Below are 16,877 nucleotides of genomic sequence, written 5' to 3'. Positions count from 1 at the left end.
ACGCGAACGTTGACACGACATGGGGACCGCGAACAAGCAGATTCGTATCAGCGAAACTGTCAAGCGCGAAATCGAGCGACGGCGACGTGAAGGCGAATCCTACAACGACGTTCTCGAACGCGTCTTCGAGGACGACGACCGCGACCTCCTCGCAGGGTTCGGCCGGTGGGACGACGACCACGCCGAGCGGGTACGTCGCAAGCGTGAGGCGACCAAGCAGAAGTCGAAGGACAGGATGGCGGACCTCGGTGAAGAATGAAAGTTCTCGACGCGACGTTTCTCATCGACTATCTGAACGGCGTCGATTCGGCTGCCGACTATCTGCTCGCCAACGACGACGAGACGTTCGTGTTTCCGGCCCCGGCGTACGCCGAAGTCCTCGTCGGGGAGGGCAACGCCCCGAACGGCGACGTGGCCGCCGCGAAGGCGGACCTCTCGTGGGGTGAGGTCTACGAAACCGACGAAGATACGGCCGCACTCGCCGGAAATATCGCCGCCGAAATCTCCGACGAAGGCCCGTTTCTCGCGGGGGCAGACGGACTAATCGCGGCGACGGGCCGAGAACTCGGTGCCCCGGTCGTGTCTAACGACAGCGACCTCACCCACGAGGAGACGAAGGCCGTCGTGGCCGTCGAGGAGTATCGAGACTGAATCGTTCTCGTGAGTCGCGGGGTCGCTCAGTCATCGGTCGCGGGGTACTCGCTCTCGGAGTCGCGGTCGGTTTGGCGGCTTCCATTCGATTCGTGGACTCCGACGGGTGGACGATTCACCTCCGCGGCAGGTGAGTTCGCGAGGTCGGTCTCGTCGCCGAGTGTGTCCATCTCGCCCGCGTCTCTGGCGTCTTGGTCGATTCGCATCGAACAGAACTCCGCGCCGCACATCGAGCAGAATCGCGCCTCCTTGTAGTTGTCACCCGGAAGCGTCTGGTCGTGGTACGACCTGGCGCGTTCGGGGTCGAGCGCGAGTTCGAACTGGCGCTCCCAGTCGAAGTCGTACCGGGCCTCCGAGAGCGCGTCGTCCCAGTCGCGCGCGCCCTCGCGACCGCACGCCACGTCGGCGGCGTGGGCCGCGATTCGGTAGGCCGCCAGTCCCTCGCGCACGTCCTCGGCGTCGGGCAGACCGAGGTGCTCTTTCGGGGTCACATAACACAGCATCGCGGCCCCGGCGCGGGCGGCCTCCGTCGCGCCGATTGCGCTGGTGATGTGGTCGTAGCCCGGTGCGATGTCGGTCACGAGCGGACCGAGGACGTAGAAGGGAGCGCCGTCACACACCTCCCGCTGGCGCTCGACGTTCGCCGCTATCTGGTCCATCGGGACGTGCCCCGGTCCCTCGACCATCACCTGCACGCCGTGGTCGCGCGCGGTTCGTGTGAGTTCACCGAGCGTCTCCAACTCCGCGAATTGGGCGTCGTCGCTCGCGTCGGCCAGACATCCCGGTCGAAGTCCGTCGCCGAGGCTGAACGTCACATCGTACTCCGCGAACACCTCGCAAATTCGCTCGAACTCGGTGTAGAGGGGGTTCTGGCTCTCGTTTCGCTCCATCCACTCCGCGAGGATGGACCCGCCTCGCGAGACGATGCCGGTCTTGCGCCCGTCGGTCAGCGGGAGGTGTTCCATCAGCACTCCCGCGTGAATCGTCTGGTAATCGACGCCCTGAGCGGCCTGTTTCTCGATGACGTCGAGGAGGAGGTCCGGGGTGATGTCCTCGACGCTCTCGGCGCGCTTGACGGCCTCGTAGATGGGGACGGTCCCGACCGGAATCGGCGACCGCTCGACGTTCGCCACCCGGATTCGGTCCAAATCCCCGCCCGTCGAAAGGTCCATCACGGTGTCCGCGCCGTAGTGGACCGCGACGTGGAGCTTTTCGAGTTCGCCGTTGACGTCGCTCTCCGGTTCGCTGTTTCCGATGTTGGCGTTGACTTTCGTCGCGAACTCGCGTCCGATTATCATCGGGTCGAGTCGGTCGTGTTCGACGTTCGCTGGAATCACCGCCTGCCCCTCGGCGACTCGCTCGCGCACGAACTCGGGTTCCACCTGTTCGCGCTCTGCGATTCGTTTCATCTCGTCGGTCACGATTCCGCGTCTCGCCGCTCGCAACTGCGTCATGAATCACTAGGTTATACTACTAGGTAATAAGTGTGCCCGAACTCCCGAACACGTTTAAGCGTGACACCGAAATCACCTCCTGATGGACACGTGGCAGCGCCGGACCGTCTCGTATCTCGCCACGCTCGCGGCGGTCATCCTCGGCTTCTCGGTGGCGTACGACTACGGGATGTCAGCGTTCGAGAACCGACCACAGCCGTTCCACCACTCGCTTCAGGTCGTCGTCGAGACGTTCACCACGACCGGCTACGGGTCGAACGCGCCGTGGGAGTCGGTCGAGATGACCGCGTTCGTCGTCCTGATGGACCTGACCGGCGTGCTGCTCATCTTCATGGCGCTCCCGGTCTTCATCGTGCCGCTGTTCGAGGAGGCGCTCTCGACCACGCTTCCGACTCGCGTCGAGGACGTCGAGGACCACGTCGTCATCTGCACCTTCTCGCCGCGCGCAGAGGCGCTCGTCGCGGAACTCGAATCGTGGGGCGTCGAGTACGTCGTGGTCGAACCCGACCGCGAGCGCGCGACCGACCTCTACGAGTCGGGCTACCGGGTCGTCCACGGCGACCCCCAATCGGTCGAGACCCTGCTGAACGCTAACGTCGAGGAGGCGTCCGCGCTCGTCGCCGACGCGAGCGACGAGGTGGACGTGGGAATCGTTCTCACCGCCCGCGAGGCCGCCGAGGACGTGCGAGTCGTCAGCGTAGTCGAGGACCCCGAACTCGGAGCCTACCACGAACTCGCGGGCGTGGACGAGGTGCTGTCGCCGCGCGAACTCCTCGGCGAGAGCCTCGCCGCCAAGGTCACGACCAGCGTCACCGCCGAACTCGACGGGAACTTGAGAGACTCGCGGGACGGTCGCTCCCCGTCGGACGCGACCGTCGAAATCGGCGAGGAGTTCGAGGTCGCCGAAATCCCGGTCCAGCGCGGGAGCGACCTCGTGGGCCAGACGCTCGCCGAGAGCGGTATTCGGGAGCGAGCGGGCGTGAACGTCGTCGGCGCGTGGGTCCGCGGCGAGTTCGATACGCCGCCGTCGCCCGACTTCGAACTCGCCGCCGGAACGATTCTACTGGTCACCGGCAACCCGGCCCAACTCGACCGCCTCACACACCTCACGCGCTCGCAGGTCCGCCCGTCTCGGAGCGGTACCGTCCTCATCGTCGGTTTCGGCGAGGTCGGTTCGACTGTCGCCGGGGAACTCGCGGCCGCCGACATGTCGTACACCACTATCGATATCGAGGACAAGCCCGGCGTGGACGTCATCGGTGACGCGACCGACCCCGAGACGCTCCGCGAGGCAGGCATCGACGACGCCCGCACGGTCGTGCTGACGCTGGCCGACGACACGCTGACCGGCTTCGGAACGCTCGTGGTTCGGAACCTCGACCCGGACGTCGAGGTGCTCGCCCGCGCCGAGGAGACCGAGAGCGTCCAGAAAATCTACCGGGCGGGCGCGGACTACGTGCTGGCGCTCGCGACCGTCTCGGGTCGGATGCTCGCCTCGACTATCCTCGAAGACGAGGACGTGATGTCGATGAACAAGCAGGTGGAAATCGTCCGGACCTCCGCCCCGAAACTCGCGGGTCAGACCCTCGCGGAGGCCAATGTGCGTGCCCGAACGGGCGTTACCGTGGTCGCTGTCGAGCGCAACGGGGAAGTCGTGACGAGCGTCGGGCCGGAGTTCCGACTTCAACACGGCGACGACGTAATCGTCGCGGGAACCGACGAGGGCGTGCATCGGTTCACCACGCTCGCGAACTGAGAACGGAGACGGCGCTACCGGCCGCTTCTGACGGACTTGAAGAGCGACGAGCCACCGACCACGGCGAACAGACCGCCGATTCCGACGAACAGGAGCGGACTGTTCGACTTCTCGTCCTTGAGGAACGCGTCGCCCGGCGAGTCGGGGTTTACGTACGCGGTCACCGTCTCGCCTTCGTCGTACCCCTCCAGCACCGACGCCGCGGCCGACCGCGTATCGTAGTTCCGGCTAATCGTGGCCGGGAAGACGTTGTTTCCGGTGTACGTCTCGCCGTCGTACTCGTACTCGAAAGTCACCTCGGGTTTGTAATCGACGCCCGGCGAACTACCGCCCCTGACCGAATCGACGCCGGTCTCGACGACCGTGGCGTCGACTTCGACCGCCTCGTTCACCGCGTCGGACTGCTGGACGTAGTCGTACGCGCCGAAGCCGCTGGCTCCCAGTCCGATTACGAGGAACAGCAGTCCGCCCTGCGCGGCGCTCAACTGTTTGCCGCCGACGCTGAAACCTGAACCATCTGACATACTCGAAGTTGACTTCTCATCACCGTTAAATATGGCGATTTTCCTGCTGTAATTTGTCGCCGGTGCTGTGGACCCCCGGACTCAGAACACTCCCGCGACGAACCCGACGCCCATGAGTATCAGCACGGCCGCCGAGAACGCCGGGAGGTAGTCGGTGTATCGCTCGACCCGCTCCTCGTGGCGCTCGTATCCCGCGATGAGCAGGAGCGTCAGCCCCACGATTCCGACGATAACCGTCAGCGCGTACGTCGTCATCAGCGAGAGGCAGTAGTCCGACCCGGCGCACAGCGCGATGATTTCGAACTCCTCCTCGTGGGCGAACCCGAGGACGAACGCGAACCACGCGATTCCCCACAGGCCGCGGTCGGCCGCGTCGTCCGCGGAGGCGTGTTCGTGGCCCCCGACGAAGGGGAGGGCGATTCGGACTTTGTCGAGGAAACTCCGGTCGGCGTCGTGGTTGTGGTCGTGAGTGTGTCCGTGTTCGTGGTCGTGTTCGTGGTCGTGAGTGTGTCCGTGGTCGTGGTCGTGAGTATGGTCGCTGTCGTGCGACTCGTCGCCTTCGCGACCGTCACCGACGTGCGAGTGGCTGTGCCCGTGGAAATACTCGCGCACCCCGAGCAGAATCAACAACACTCCGGCCACGATACCTACCGGACCGCCGACTTCGACGCCCCAGACCGACAGCGGTTCGTTGACCTCCGTGAGTTCGAAGTACGACTTCGCGAAGAAGAACGCGAGCACCATGGCGATGCTGCTCACGAGGTGGCCGAGACCGAGAATGAAACTCGCCGCGAAGCCGTAGAGCCACTTGTTCGACTGGTCGAGGGCGTAGCTCGCCGCGACCGGCCAGCCGTGTCCGGGTTCGACACCGTGAATCGCACCGAGCGCTATCGCCCCGGCGAACAGCCCCACCGCGTCACTCGGAATCATCGGTCGGAAGTTGTCCGACCGACCGTAAACGAATTGTTATTACCGATTCGGGGCGGCCGTAATAATCCGGCTCCTCGAGTCCGCGCCCGCCGGTCACGCGACCAGATGCACGTAGTCGTCGAGCGACAGCGCGAACTCCGACCCGGTGGGGAGTTCGACCCACGAGAGTTCGAACTCCGCCCCGGACTCCTCGCCCTCCCCGGTCACGGTGTGGGTCCACTCGTCGCGAGGTTCGTGGACGGTCGCGTGGAAGAAGTGCCGGACGTATCGCCGGGCGGGACGCCGCCGCCACACGTCGGTCGCGACGTGGCGCGTTCCGTCGAGCGCCCCCAAGCCGGTCTCCTCGACAATCTCGCGAAACACCGCTTCGCGGGGCGTTTCGCCCGACTCGATGGTCCCTTTCGGTATCTGTAAGTTCTCGTGACCCGGCCCCTCGAACACGAGCAGTTCGCTGTCGCCCCGCGTGATGTACGCGCACGCCTTCTGGACGTACGTCACTCCCCCCGCGGACACTTCCGTCTCTGCAGACATTTTTGTCACTCGACGACGGTTTCCCGTAAAAAGGTTTCTGCAAGGTGTATTAAGGAGGGTAAGGGCATCGAACGCGCCCCTTTTTCGCAGATTCCCTTCGGCCGTGTCTCGGCGAGACGCGACGAAAACTGTTTCTCGGTGGACACGCAACTACGAGGGAAATGCGCCAACTCGACGAAACCGACCTCGAAATCCTCCAGCACCTCGTCACCGACGCTCGCCGCCCGTTCAACGAAATCGCCGACGCCGTCGGCCTGTCGCCGCCGACGGTGTCGGACCGAATCGACCGCCTCGTCGAACTCGGCGTCATCGAGCAGTTCACCGTCGATTTGGACCGGTCGCTCCTCTCGGAGGGGGTCGCGGTCCTCGTGGACCTCCACGCCGAACCCGGCCGGGTCGCCGAGGTCCGGTCGGGCGTCGAGGATATCGACCGGGTCGAACACGTCTTCGTCACCGCCGACGGCCACGTCGTCTTCCACGCCCGCGTGCGGGACGGTGCGGTCGAACCCCTGCTCGCCGAGTCGTTCGACGCCGACGCGATTCGGGAGTACGACGTGAAACTCCTCGCCGACTCGTCGTGGAACCCCGAACCCGAGGGCGTCGAGTTCGCGCTGGAGTGCGACGAGTGTGGCAACACCGTCACCAGCGAGGGCGAATCTTCCCGCATCGACGGCGACCTCTACCAGTTCTGCTGCTCGTCGTGTCAGGCCCGGTTCGAGGACCGGTACGAGGAGATGAAGGAGGCGGCCTGACGCTCGCCCCCGAAACATAGATTTGCTTACAAAATTCGGTTTCAGCGAATCGTTTTGAGGGATGGTGACAAATCCCTATCCATGGCAACCGAAGAATCTGAGCAGGCTGAAGGGGCGACACCGAGCGTGGAGTTCGTCGGCGTCTGCGACGCCGACGAACTCCGCGAAGAAGGCCGGACGGTCGTGCGCGCCGACGGGCGCTCGCTCGCGCTGTTTTACCACGAGGGGGTGTTTCGCGCCGTGGACAATCGGTGTCCCCACATGGGGTTTCCGCTCGCGGACGGCACCGTGGACGACGGCATCCTGACCTGCCACTGGCACCACGCCCGATTCGAACTCTCCTGTGGCGACACCTTCGACCCGTGGGCCGACGACGTACAGAGCTTTCCGGTCGAGGTCCGGGACGGCGAGGTGTTCGTGAACCCCCATCCCGACCCCGACCTCCCGCCGGTCGAACACTGGACGAACAGACTCGAAACCGGGCTGGAAGAGAGCTTGCGCCTCGTCGTGGCAAAGTCGGTCCTCGGGCTGGCCGACGAGGACGTGCCCTACACCGACCCGCTCGAACTCGGCCTGACATTCGGAGCCACGTACCGCGACGACGGGTGGAGTTCGGGCCTGACCATCCTCTCGGCGATGGCGAACCTACAGAAGTCGCTCCGAACGGAGGACCGAACGCGCGCGCTCTACACCGGCCTGTATCACGTCGCGGAGGACTGTCAAGGGGAACCGCCCAAATTCGACCAGCCCTCGTTCTCGGCGCGGGACCTCTCGCGCGAGCGCCTCGAATCGTGGTTCCGAGAGACCGTCGAGGTCCGGGACCGTGATGGTGCCGAACGGTGTCTCCAGACCGCCATCGCAACGCTCGAACCGGAGGAAGTCGCGGACATCCTCTATCTGGCCGCGACCGACCACCTCTACATGGACGCGGGCCACACCTTCGACTTCGTCAACAAGGCGTGCGAGGCGCTCGACCACGTCGGGTGGGACCACGCGCCCGAAGTCCTGCCGAGCGTGATTCCGCGACTCACGCAGGCCACGCGCTCGGAGGAACTCTCGTCGTGGCGTCAGCCCATCGACATCGCCGAACTCACGTTCGACGCCTACGACGAACTCCCCGACCTCGTCGAAGACGGCGCGGACGAGAGGTGGGACGCCCCCGACGGCTTCACCGACACGCTCCTCTCTGACGACCCCGAGGAAATCGTGACCGCGACGAAGGCCGCGGTCCAGAACGGCGCGACCCCCGAGCAGGTCGCGGCAGGGGTCGCTCAGGCCGCCGGAATCCGGGTCGCGCAGTTCGGCACGAGCAACGAGTTCAACGACTGGAACACGGTCCACCACACCTACACCTACGCGAACGCGGTCCGGAAGGCCGCCCGCCGGACCGACTCCATCGCGGCCTACCGTGCCGCGTTCGCCGGGGCGATGAGCGTCTACCTCGACCGCTTCCTCAACACCCCGCCGACGCCGATTCCCGACGGGACCGAGGTCGAGGCCCCCGACGACCTCCGGACCGAACTCCTCGACGCCTTCGACGAGGAGGGCGAGGTGAACCGCGCCGGGCGTCTGGTCGCGGCGTATCTCCGTGACGGCGGCGACCCGGCCGAACTCAAGCGCGTCCTCGGCGAGGGCCTGCTTCGGGAGGACGCCGACTTCCACACGCTCCAGAACGTCGAGGCCGCCTTCGAGCAGTTCGACCTCGCGGACGACCCCGCCGACGCTCGCACGCACATGGTCGCGACCGCGCGCTACGTGGCCGCACACGTCCCCACGCGCCGGTCGGCCGAGCAGACGTTCACCATCGCGGACAGGCTGAATCGGGGCGAGAAGGTCCACGAGTCCTGATACTGTCGGCTGTAAGCACGCGAATATCACTCGGCGGGACTGTTCGTTCTATCGACTCTCTCCGTCGGCTTCTGTGTCACCCCCGTTCGAAGAATTACAGCCGACAGTATGAGCCGCCTCCCCGGCTTTGAAAACTCACTTGACTTTCTGAAACCAAGCTTGGAAAACTTTATCCGGGTCGCGCCGAACAGCCACGGGTACGGCCGGGGAAATCGGGAGTGACCGTCTCACGAGGCCGATTAGTGGCGATGCTGTCGGACGAATCCGGCTTCGAATCGCCGAACGCGGCCCGCGGTCCCCGTCTCGGCCAGACCCAACCATGAGTCAGACGACCACCACGACAGACACGATACGCGCGGTCATCGACCGCGCCCGGAGGGGTAACGAGGACGTCGTCACCGACGAGGTGCTGGCGGACCTCGTGACCGAGACCGAACGAAGCCTCTACGAGGGAGCGTCCCGCGAGGAACTGTACGACGCCGCCATCGGTGCGGCGACCGCCCGCGTCGAGCGCGACCCCGCGTACAAGCGGGTCGCCGCGGCGCTCTTTCGCGAACAGTACAACCGGGAGGTAATCGGCGAGCGCCCCGACGACCTCGATTCGGCGTACCGCGAGACGTTCGCCGAGAACGTCGTCCGGGGCGTGACCGAGGGCCTGCTCGACGAGCGAATGCTGGCCTACGACCTCGACGAGATGGCCGGGGCGCTCGTCCCCGACCGCGACGAGCGATTCGACTACATGGCCCTCGACACGCTCTACCAGCGGTACTTCCTCAAAACCGCCGACGGCGAGCGCCTCGAACTCCCGCAGGGCTTCTGGATGCGGGTGGCGATGGGCCTCGCGCTCCGCGAACCCGTCGCGGAGCGCGAGGAGCGCGCGCAGGAGTTCTACGAGGTCATGTCCACGCTCCGGTTCGTGCCGTCGAGTCCGACGCTGTTCCACGCCGGGACGACCCACGCCCAGTTGAGTTCGTGCTATCTGACGACCGTTCCCGACGACCTCGAAGGCATCTTCGACTCGTACAAGGGCCACGCCCAGCTCTCGAAGTGGAGCGGCGGTCTCGGAAACGACTGGACGCCCCTGCGCGCGTCGGGCGCGCTCATCGAATCGACTGGCGTCGAGTCCACCGGCGTCGTGCCGTTTCTCAAGATTTCGAACGACGTGACCGCGGCTATCAATCGGTCGGGCAAGCGCCGCGGGGCGGCCTGCGCGTATCTGGCGTGTTGGCACCTCGACTACCCGGAGTTCATCGACCTCCGGCGCAACACGGGCGACGAGCGCCGCCGGACTCACGACATGAACACCGCGGCGTGGATTCCGGACCTGTTCGTCAAGCGCGTTCAGGCGGGCGAGGAGTGGACGCTGTTCTCGCCGGACGAGGTGCCCGAACTCCACGAGACGTACGGCGCGGAGTTCGAGGAACTGTACCGGGAGTACGAGGAGAAAGCCGAGGCGGGCGAACTCCGCCAGTACGAGACGGTCGATGCCGCCGACCTCTGGCGCGACACGCTCACCCGCCTGTTCGAGACCGGCCACCCGTGGATTACCTTCAAGGACCCCTGTAACGTCCGGTCGCCCCAGGACCACGAGGGCGTGGTTCACTCGTCGAACCTCTGCACCGAAATCACGCTCAACACGAGCCAAGACGAACACGCGGTCTGCAATCTCGGGTCGGTGAATCTCTCGGAGCACACCGGTTCGGACGGTCTCGACCGCGAGCGCCTGCGCGAGTCGGTCGAGACCGGCATGCGAATGCTCGACAACGTCGTGGACCTCAATTTCTACCCGACCGAGGAGGCCGAGCGCTCGAACATGCGCCACCGGCCAATCGGCATGGGCGTGATGGGATTCCACGAATCGCTCATCGAGCAGGGCGTTCCGTTCGCGTCCGAGGACGCAGTCGAGTTCGCCGACGAAGCCCAGGAGTTCGTCTCGTATCACGCGATTCGGACCTCCGCGGAGTTGGCGGGCGAGCGCGGCGCGTACCCCTCGTTCGAGGGGTCGAAGTGGGACAGAGATATCCTGCCCCACGACACCCTCGACCTGCTCGAAGACGAACGCGGCCGGGAGATTCCCCTGCCGCGCGAGGAGCGTCTGGACTGGGACGCGGTTCGCGAAACGATTGCCGAGTACGGCATGCGAAATTCCAACACGATGGCAATCGCGCCGACCGCGACCATCTCGACCATCGCGGGCACGACGCCCTCCATCGAACCGCTCTACTCGAACCTCTACGTCAAGTCGAACATGAGCGGCGACTTCACCGTGGTCAACGACCACCTCGTCGCCGACCTCAAGGACCGAGACCTCTGGAGCGCGGAGTTGGTGGACCGAATCAAGTTCCACGACGGGTCGATTCAGGAGATAGACGAGATTCCCGCGGACGTGCGCGAGCGCCACCGGAGCGCGTTCGAAATCGACCCGCGCCACCAACTTCGGTTGACCGCCCGGCGCGGCCAGTGGATAGACCAGTCGGTGTCGCACAACGTCTTCTTCCCCTCCACCGACGGGTCGCTGTTAGACGACGTGTACCAGACCGCGTGGGAACTCGGCGTGAAGACGACCTACTACCTCCGGACGCTCGGGGCGTCCCAAATCGAGAAGTCCACGCTCGACATGGCGGAGTACGGCAAGACCCAGACCCGCGGCCAGTCGAGCGCGGACGATGGCGCAGGCGGCGGGGACAGCGAGGACGATGAATCGAACGACGAGAGCGACCTCCCGAGCGTCGAGGACCCGACCTGCGAGGCGTGCCAATGATTCTGAGCGACGACAAGACCGACCCGAACAAGATTCTGCCCATCGAGTACGACTGGGCGCGCGAGTACTACCGCGCCGGGGTGGACAACAACTGGGTGCCCGAGGAGGTCCCGATGGGCGAGGACGTGGCCCAGTGGAACGGCGACGCGCTCACCGACGCCGAGCGCCAGTTGGTCGAGTGGAATCTCGGCTTCTTCTCGACCGCCGAATCGCTGACCGCCAACAACATCGTGCTCGCGCTTTACGAGTACGTCACCGCCCCGGAGTGTCGCCAGTACCTCCTCCGGCAGGCCTACGAGGAGGCCATCCACACGGACACCTTCATCTACTGCTGTGACTCGCTCGGACTCGACCCCGACTACGTCTACGGGATGTACGACGAGGTGCCGTCCATCGCCGAGAAGGACGAGTACGTCGTGGACCTGACCGAGTCCATCCTCGACGACGACTTCGAAATCGAGACGGACGCCGACGTTCGAGCCTTCCTCCGGGACCTCGTGGGCTTCTACGTCATCATGGAAGGAATCTTCTTCTACGCGGGGTTCGCCATGATGCTCGGACTCAAGCGCAAGAACAAGATGGTCGGCATCGGCCAGCAGTTCGAGTACATCATGCGCGACGAGTCCATCCATCTGGCGTTCGGCGTGGACCTAATAAACACCGTCCGCGAGGAGCGCCCCGGCGTCTGGACCGACGAGTTCGGCGCGGAAATCGTCTCGCTCATCGAGGACGCGGTCGAACTCGAACAGATTTACGCCCGCGAGGCCTGTCCCGACGAGATTCTCGGCATGGGACCGGAACAGTTCGCGGAGTACGTCGAGTACGTCGCCGACCGTCGGCTCCGCCAACTCGATTTGCCCGAATCGTACGGCACCGACAACCCCTTCCCGTGGATGTCGGAGGCGACCGACCTCAACAAGGAGAAGAACTTCTTCGAGACGCAGGTCACGGAATACCGGTCGGGCGGGTCGCTCGACTGGTAGTCTCCTCGTGGAACTCGGGGTAGCTACTCCTTCTCTGCGAACTCGGCCCGTCGTCGCGACCGCTCTTCGAGCGCGACTCTGCGCTTTCGCTTCTGCTCGTCGGTCGGACACTCAAGTTCGGGAACCCGGGCCGAGTTCTCGTCGTCGTCGAGCGCGACGAAGGTGAAAAACGAGGTCGCGGTCTCGCGGCGCTCGTCGTCGGTCGGACGTTCTGCGTACACGTCTACCTTCGCGTCCATGCTGGTCTCGCCCGTGTCGAACACGTAGGCTTCCGTGACGGCGATTTCGCCGAGGTCGATAGGGCCGAGAAAATCGACGTGGTCCATCGACGCCGTGACGACCTGCCGCCGGGAGAACCGTCGGGTCGCTATCGCGCCGCAGATGTCCATCCAGTGGAGGACCGACCCGCCGAGCGCCCGCCCGAGGTTGTTGGTGTCGTCGGGCATCAGAATCTCGCTCATCTCGGTGTACGAGTCGGCCAGCGTCGCGGTCTCGACCGCGGTCTGCTGTTCCATACGCCACGTCGGACGCCGGGCGAGATAAAACCACTAGGATTTCAATAAAGCAAATAAACTTTCATAACTGTTCGTCGCGGGCGCGCTCCGTGAGCGCGCCCGCGACGACTTTCTCGATTTGACTCCTCTGTTCGACTCCCCGATTCAGCCGCCGAGTCGCGCCCGACTACGCGGGGTCCTGTACGAACTCGCCCCCGCACTCGTATTCGATGAGCGTTCGCTTCCCGTCGGAGGTGGTCCCCTCGTACGGGTCCGAGACCTCGTAGAGGTAATGAATCGTGACCGATTCGATGTCGTCGTCGTGGTGGCGGTTCCAGCGGTCACAGAGGTAGCGTCCGAGGTACGACCGGTGATTTCGGTTGTCGGCCGACCGGACGTTCGAGAGGTACTTGCGCCACCGCGAGGTGGGATACGTCCGCTCGACTCGCTCCGGCCTGTCCAAATCGACCGCCGAGCCGTCGAACGCGTCGATTCGCTCGCCGCTTTCGAGGTCGGCGGGGGCCGCGAACCACCGGGTGGACCGCGTGGGATACGGCGCGAACATCTGCCAGCTCTGGTCGGCCTGCACGGTGTCGAGGGCGCTCTCGGCGATATCGGGCGCCTCGGTGTAATCGACCGCCTCTGCGTTCGACATGACGACCAGCGCGAGAAGGACGTACGGAATCAGCGCGAAACACGCCGCGCGACCCCGCGAAGCGACGCCGCCGACGGTCGAACCGCGCGGGAGCGTCGGCGCACGGACGAGCGCCGACGCGGAGTCGCGTGCGGATGTCGAGGGAAGCACCGAAGCCCACCGGGCGAGCGCATCGAGGACATCTCTGTCGGCCGGTGCGAGACGAGCGGCCAACCGGGCCACGGCGTCCCAGACCGCGGGCGGGTAGAACGCGAGCAGCCCCGCGACCACGACGAGCGGGAACAGGTCGATGCGGAGCGTGACGAGCATGCCGAGGTGCATCCCGACGAACACCGTCGCGAGGACGGCCCGCGGAATCCCGGTCAGCACGAGTAACAGCGGGGAGACGACGATGAGACCGAGCCACAGGTACGACGCCACCTCCAGCAGCGCGTGGTACTCGGCGAGGACGTTCCCGAGCAGAATCGTGAAGTGGTCCGCGCTGAAGATGTAGACGAGCGCCTCGCCGTCCACCCAAGCCTCGCCTCTGAATTTGTGAATCGCGTTCGTGACGTACATCAGGACGACTTGGACCAACAGCGCCGCCGTCGCGACGGAGGCCACGGGTGCTCGGTCTCGACCAGCGTCCGCCGAGTCGTCCGACCGTTCGCCACCGTTTCGCAGTGCGGCGACCGACCACCGCTCGTCGAGGGGCAGGAAAATCGACCACAGCAGCAGCATTCGCAGCAGGGTGTCGCCGCTGTTGAGGACCATCGGATTCCGAATGTGGAGTGACACCAGCAGGAGCCACGACGCGACGGTCGCGGTCCGGGTTCGGTAGCCGACGACGAGCGCGAACGCGAACCCGCCAGCGAGCGCGAAGAGGACGACCTGCACCCACGCCTCTCCCGAGAGCGCGTGGAACGAGTACGCGCCCGAGTAGTCCGCGAACAGCGCCCGACGAGGGAGCACGCCCGCGTCGGTGTAGAACGCGACGAGGTCGCGCGACCGGAGGAGCAGGTCCGCGACGACCAGCCCGCCGACCGCGATTCGGAACGCGGCGAGCGCCCGGTAGTCTACCTCGAAGCGCCGCGCGACCCCGGCCGAGAGTCGGTCTGCGAGGGCCGCAAGCCGACCGCTCGAACTGTCGGGAGTGGAGGGTCCGTTCATGGATACGTCCGGCGTCCGTGTGGGACTCTCTCAAATTCTCATAAGCTTTCCGCAGTCCGAAACGCTCAACTCGCCCGCGTCCGAACTCTCAGTGATGAGCGCGGAGATTCCGGACGGCGGGCCAATCGTCCTGTTCGACGGCGTCTGCAACCTCTGTAACGGGTTCGTGCAGTTCATCGTTCCGCGGGACCCCGAGGGCCGGTTTCGCTTCGCGTCGCTCCAGTCGGAGGTCGGCCAGCGACTGCTGGCCGAGCGCGGACTCCCGACCGACGAACTGGAGTCGCTCGTCCTCGTCGAGGGCGACGACTGGTACGTCAAGTCGTCGGCCGTCGCTCGAATCGCGGCCCACCTCGGCGGCGTCTACGCGCCGATTTCGGCGCTTCGGTTCGTCCCGCGTCCGATTCGCGATTGGGCGTACGACTTCGTGGCTGCCCGACGGTATCGGTGGTTCGGGAAGAAAGACCAGTGTACGATTCCGTCGGGCGATGTCGGAGCGCGCTTTCTGGAGTGACCCTCGGCCTTCGAGGTCGTCGCTCTCGCCGCCATCTCCGCGAACGCTTCCTCTGGCTTTCGAAACCAAAGCTCGAACTCACGGAGACGAACGTTCTTCGGTCCGAACCCGACTCGAACCGTGATTTCTAAGGGACAAATCGCTTCAACGTGGGTCCCCTACGTTTAGACAGAGTGAACACCATGTCCAGAACCGAGCGCCTCGAAATCCGAGGCATGAGCTGTGCCAACTGCTCGGGCACCGTCGAGGACGCCCTCGGGGAGTTGGACGGCGTCCTCGCGGCGAACGTCAACTTCGCCACCGACGAGGGGACCGTCGAGTACGACCCCGAAGTCGTCTCGCTGGCCGAAATCTACCGTGCCATCGAGTCGGCGGGCTACGAACCGGTCGCAGAGCAGGTCAGCATCGGCATCTCCGGGATGTCGTGTGCGAACTGCTCGGAGGCCAACGAGAGCGCGCTCGAAGCTACGCCGGGCGTCGTGGAGGCCGAAGTCAACTACGCGACCGACGAGGGTACCGTCCGGTACAACCCCGAAGAGGCCGACCTCGACGACCTCTACGACGCCATCGAGTCGGCGGGCTACGAGCCGATTCGAGAGGACGAATCCGACGACGAGGGCAAATCTGCGGGCGACCGCCGGGAGGACGCCCGGAAGGCCGAAATCCGCCGCCAGCGAAATCTGACGTTGTTCGGCGCGGCCCTCTCCGCGCCGCTCGTCTTCTTCATGCTCGAACACTTCCTGTTTCCCGACCTGCTCGGCGAGAGCCTTCTCGGGGTTCCGCTCGGGTGGGTGATGTTCGCGCTGGCGACCCCGGTGCAGGTCGCGCTCGGCAAGGAGTTCTACGAGAACTCCTACACCGCGCTCGTCCGGAACCGGACCGCGAACATGGACGTGCTCATCGCGCTCGGTTCGACGACCGCGTACCTCTACTCGGTCGCGGTCCTGTTCGGTCTCTCCGGAGGTCTGTACTTCGAGACGGCCGCGCTCATCCTCGTGTTCATCACGCTCGGGAACTACCTCGAAGCCCGGTCGAAAGGCCAAGCCAGCGACGCGCTCCGGAAACTGCTGGAGATGGAGGCCGACACGGCCACCGTCGTCGAAGACGGCGAGGAGAAAGAAGTCCCCGTCGAGGACGTGCAGGTCGGCGACGTGATGGTCGTCCGGCCCGGCGAGCGAATCCCGACCGACGGCGACGTGGTCGAGGGCGAGAGCGCGGTGGACGAGTCGATGGTCACCGGCGAGTCGGTCCCGGTCGAGAAGTCGCCCGGCGACGAGGTGGTGGGCGCGACCGTCAACGAGAACGGCGTCCTCCGAGTCGAGGCCACCAAGGTCGGCGAGGAGACCGCGCTCCAGCAAATCGTCCAGATGGTCAAGGAGGCCCAGAGCCGCCAGCCCGAAATTCAGAAGGTCGCCGACCGCATCTCGGCGTACTTCGTGCCCGCGGTCATCGTAAACGCCCTGCTCTGGGGGGCGGCCTGGTTCCTGTTCCCCGAGACACTCGCGGGGTTCGTTCAGTCGCTCCCGGTCTGGGGTCTCGTGGCTGGCGGCCCCGAAGTCGTGGCGGGCGGCACCGTCTCGACCTTCGAGTTCGCGGTCGTCGTCTTCGCCTCCGCGGTCCTCATCGCGTGCCCCTGCGCGCTCGGCCTCGCCACGCCCGCCGCGACGATGGTCGGCACCTCCATCGGCGCGCAGAACGGCGTGCTGTTCAAGGGCGGCGACGTGCTGGAGCGCGTTCGGGACGTGGACACCGTGGTGTTCGACAAGACCGGCACCCTGACTGAAGGCGAGATGCGCCTGACCGACGTGGTCGCGGGGGGGGGGCGCCCCCGCGGGGGCGCCCCCCCCCCCGGCGGGGGGGGGGCGAAAAAAACCACAC

15 protein-coding genes are annotated in these 16,877 nt (G+C 65.5%); 9 read left to right on the top strand and 6 right to left on the bottom strand.

Going from position 1 to position 16,877, the window contains the following annotated elements; genetic code table 11:
* Positions 1-19 precede the first annotated feature (19 nt).
* Positions 20-259 (top strand): antitoxin VapB family protein, encoded by a 240-nt coding sequence (locus EKH81_RS12910; RefSeq protein WP_132058610.1) that lies wholly within the window; start codon positions 20-22, stop codon positions 257-259.
* Entirely contained in the window at positions 256-651 is a 396-nt protein-coding gene (locus tag EKH81_RS12905) for a PIN domain-containing protein (RefSeq protein WP_132058611.1), read from the top strand. The genes EKH81_RS12910 and EKH81_RS12905 overlap by 4 nt, the downstream gene beginning before the upstream one ends.
* A 26-nt stretch (positions 652-677) precedes the next feature.
* On the opposite strand, the gene thiC is transcribed toward EKH81_RS12905, so the two are convergent.
* On the bottom strand, positions 678-2,105 hold the full coding sequence (gene thiC / locus EKH81_RS12900) for a phosphomethylpyrimidine synthase ThiC (RefSeq protein WP_132058612.1): 1,428 nt from the start codon (positions 2,103-2,105) through the stop codon (positions 678-680).
* 82 nt (positions 2,106-2,187) lie between these two features.
* On the opposite strand from thiC, the gene EKH81_RS12895 reads away from it, so the two are divergent.
* On the top strand, positions 2,188-3,861 hold the full coding sequence (locus tag EKH81_RS12895; RefSeq protein ID WP_132058613.1) for a potassium channel family protein: 1,674 nt from the start codon (positions 2,188-2,190) through the stop codon (positions 3,859-3,861).
* 14 nt (positions 3,862-3,875) lie between these two features.
* Here EKH81_RS12895 and EKH81_RS12890 read toward each other — a convergent pair whose 3' ends face one another.
* The 3 genes from EKH81_RS12890 to EKH81_RS12880 all read right to left on the bottom strand — a co-directional run bounded on the left by EKH81_RS12890 (position 3,876) and on the right by EKH81_RS12880 (position 5,846).
* Positions 3,876-4,385 (bottom strand): DUF3592 domain-containing protein, encoded by a 510-nt coding sequence (locus EKH81_RS12890; RefSeq protein WP_132058614.1) that lies wholly within the window; start codon positions 4,383-4,385, stop codon positions 3,876-3,878.
* An 81-nt stretch (positions 4,386-4,466) separates the two neighbouring features.
* Complete coding sequence (locus EKH81_RS12885; protein ID WP_132058615.1) at positions 4,467-5,315, bottom strand: HoxN/HupN/NixA family nickel/cobalt transporter; 849 nt, start codon at positions 5,313-5,315, stop codon at positions 4,467-4,469.
* A 93-nt stretch (positions 5,316-5,408) separates the two neighbouring features.
* Complete coding sequence (locus EKH81_RS12880) at positions 5,409-5,846, bottom strand: NUDIX hydrolase (protein ID WP_132058616.1); 438 nt, start codon at positions 5,844-5,846, stop codon at positions 5,409-5,411.
* A 161-nt stretch (positions 5,847-6,007) separates the two neighbouring features.
* On the opposite strand from EKH81_RS12880, the gene EKH81_RS12875 reads away from it, so the two are divergent.
* The 4 genes from EKH81_RS12875 (at position 6,008) to EKH81_RS12860 (ending at position 12,190) form a co-directional block, all read left to right on the top strand.
* Complete coding sequence (locus tag EKH81_RS12875; protein ID WP_132058617.1) at positions 6,008-6,598, top strand: AsnC family transcriptional regulator; 591 nt, start codon at positions 6,008-6,010, stop codon at positions 6,596-6,598.
* Between the two features lie 81 nt (positions 6,599-6,679).
* On the top strand, positions 6,680-8,446 hold the full coding sequence (locus EKH81_RS12870; protein WP_132058618.1) for a Rieske (2Fe-2S) protein: 1,767 nt from the start codon (positions 6,680-6,682) through the stop codon (positions 8,444-8,446).
* Positions 8,447-8,765: 319 nt separating this feature from the next.
* The gene (locus EKH81_RS12865; RefSeq protein WP_132058619.1) at positions 8,766-11,207 is read left to right on the top strand and encodes a ribonucleoside-diphosphate reductase subunit alpha; all 2,442 of its coding nucleotides are present in this window, start codon (positions 8,766-8,768) and stop codon (positions 11,205-11,207) included.
* Positions 11,204-12,190 carry a ribonucleotide-diphosphate reductase subunit beta gene (locus tag EKH81_RS12860; protein WP_394352042.1) on the top strand — a complete coding sequence of 329 codons (987 nt, stop codon included), beginning with the start codon at positions 11,204-11,206 and terminating at the stop codon, positions 12,188-12,190. The genes EKH81_RS12865 and EKH81_RS12860 overlap by 4 nt, the downstream gene beginning before the upstream one ends.
* Before the next feature lie 23 nt (positions 12,191-12,213).
* Here the strand turns inward: EKH81_RS12860 and EKH81_RS12855 are convergent, their stop codons facing one another.
* Positions 12,214-12,705, bottom strand: coding sequence for an acyl-CoA thioesterase (locus EKH81_RS12855; RefSeq protein WP_132058621.1), 492 nt, complete (start codon positions 12,703-12,705; stop codon positions 12,214-12,216).
* A 166-nt stretch (positions 12,706-12,871) separates the two neighbouring features.
* Positions 12,872-14,488 (bottom strand): HTTM domain-containing protein, encoded by a 1,617-nt coding sequence (locus tag EKH81_RS12850; RefSeq protein WP_132058622.1) that lies wholly within the window; start codon positions 14,486-14,488, stop codon positions 12,872-12,874.
* 94 nt (positions 14,489-14,582) lie between these two features.
* Between EKH81_RS12850 and EKH81_RS12845 the strand changes: the two genes are divergently transcribed.
* Together EKH81_RS12845 and EKH81_RS12840 are read left to right on the top strand one after the other, a co-directional pair.
* On the top strand, positions 14,583-14,999 hold the full coding sequence (locus tag EKH81_RS12845) for a thiol-disulfide oxidoreductase DCC family protein (RefSeq protein WP_132058623.1): 417 nt from the start codon (positions 14,583-14,585) through the stop codon (positions 14,997-14,999).
* A gap of 182 nt (positions 15,000-15,181) precedes the next feature.
* The coding region (locus EKH81_RS12840; RefSeq protein WP_162224625.1) for a heavy metal translocating P-type ATPase at positions 15,182-16,877 on the top strand (1,696 nt) is incomplete at its 3' end.

It is taken from the genome of Halorussus amylolyticus, assembly GCF_004143485.2.
GTDB classification, from domain to species: Archaea; Halobacteriota; Halobacteria; order Halobacteriales; family Haladaptataceae; genus Halorussus; species Halorussus amylolyticus.
The sequence above is the reverse complement of the archived record's forward strand: the minus strand, read 5'-3'. Positions and strand labels throughout refer to the sequence as shown.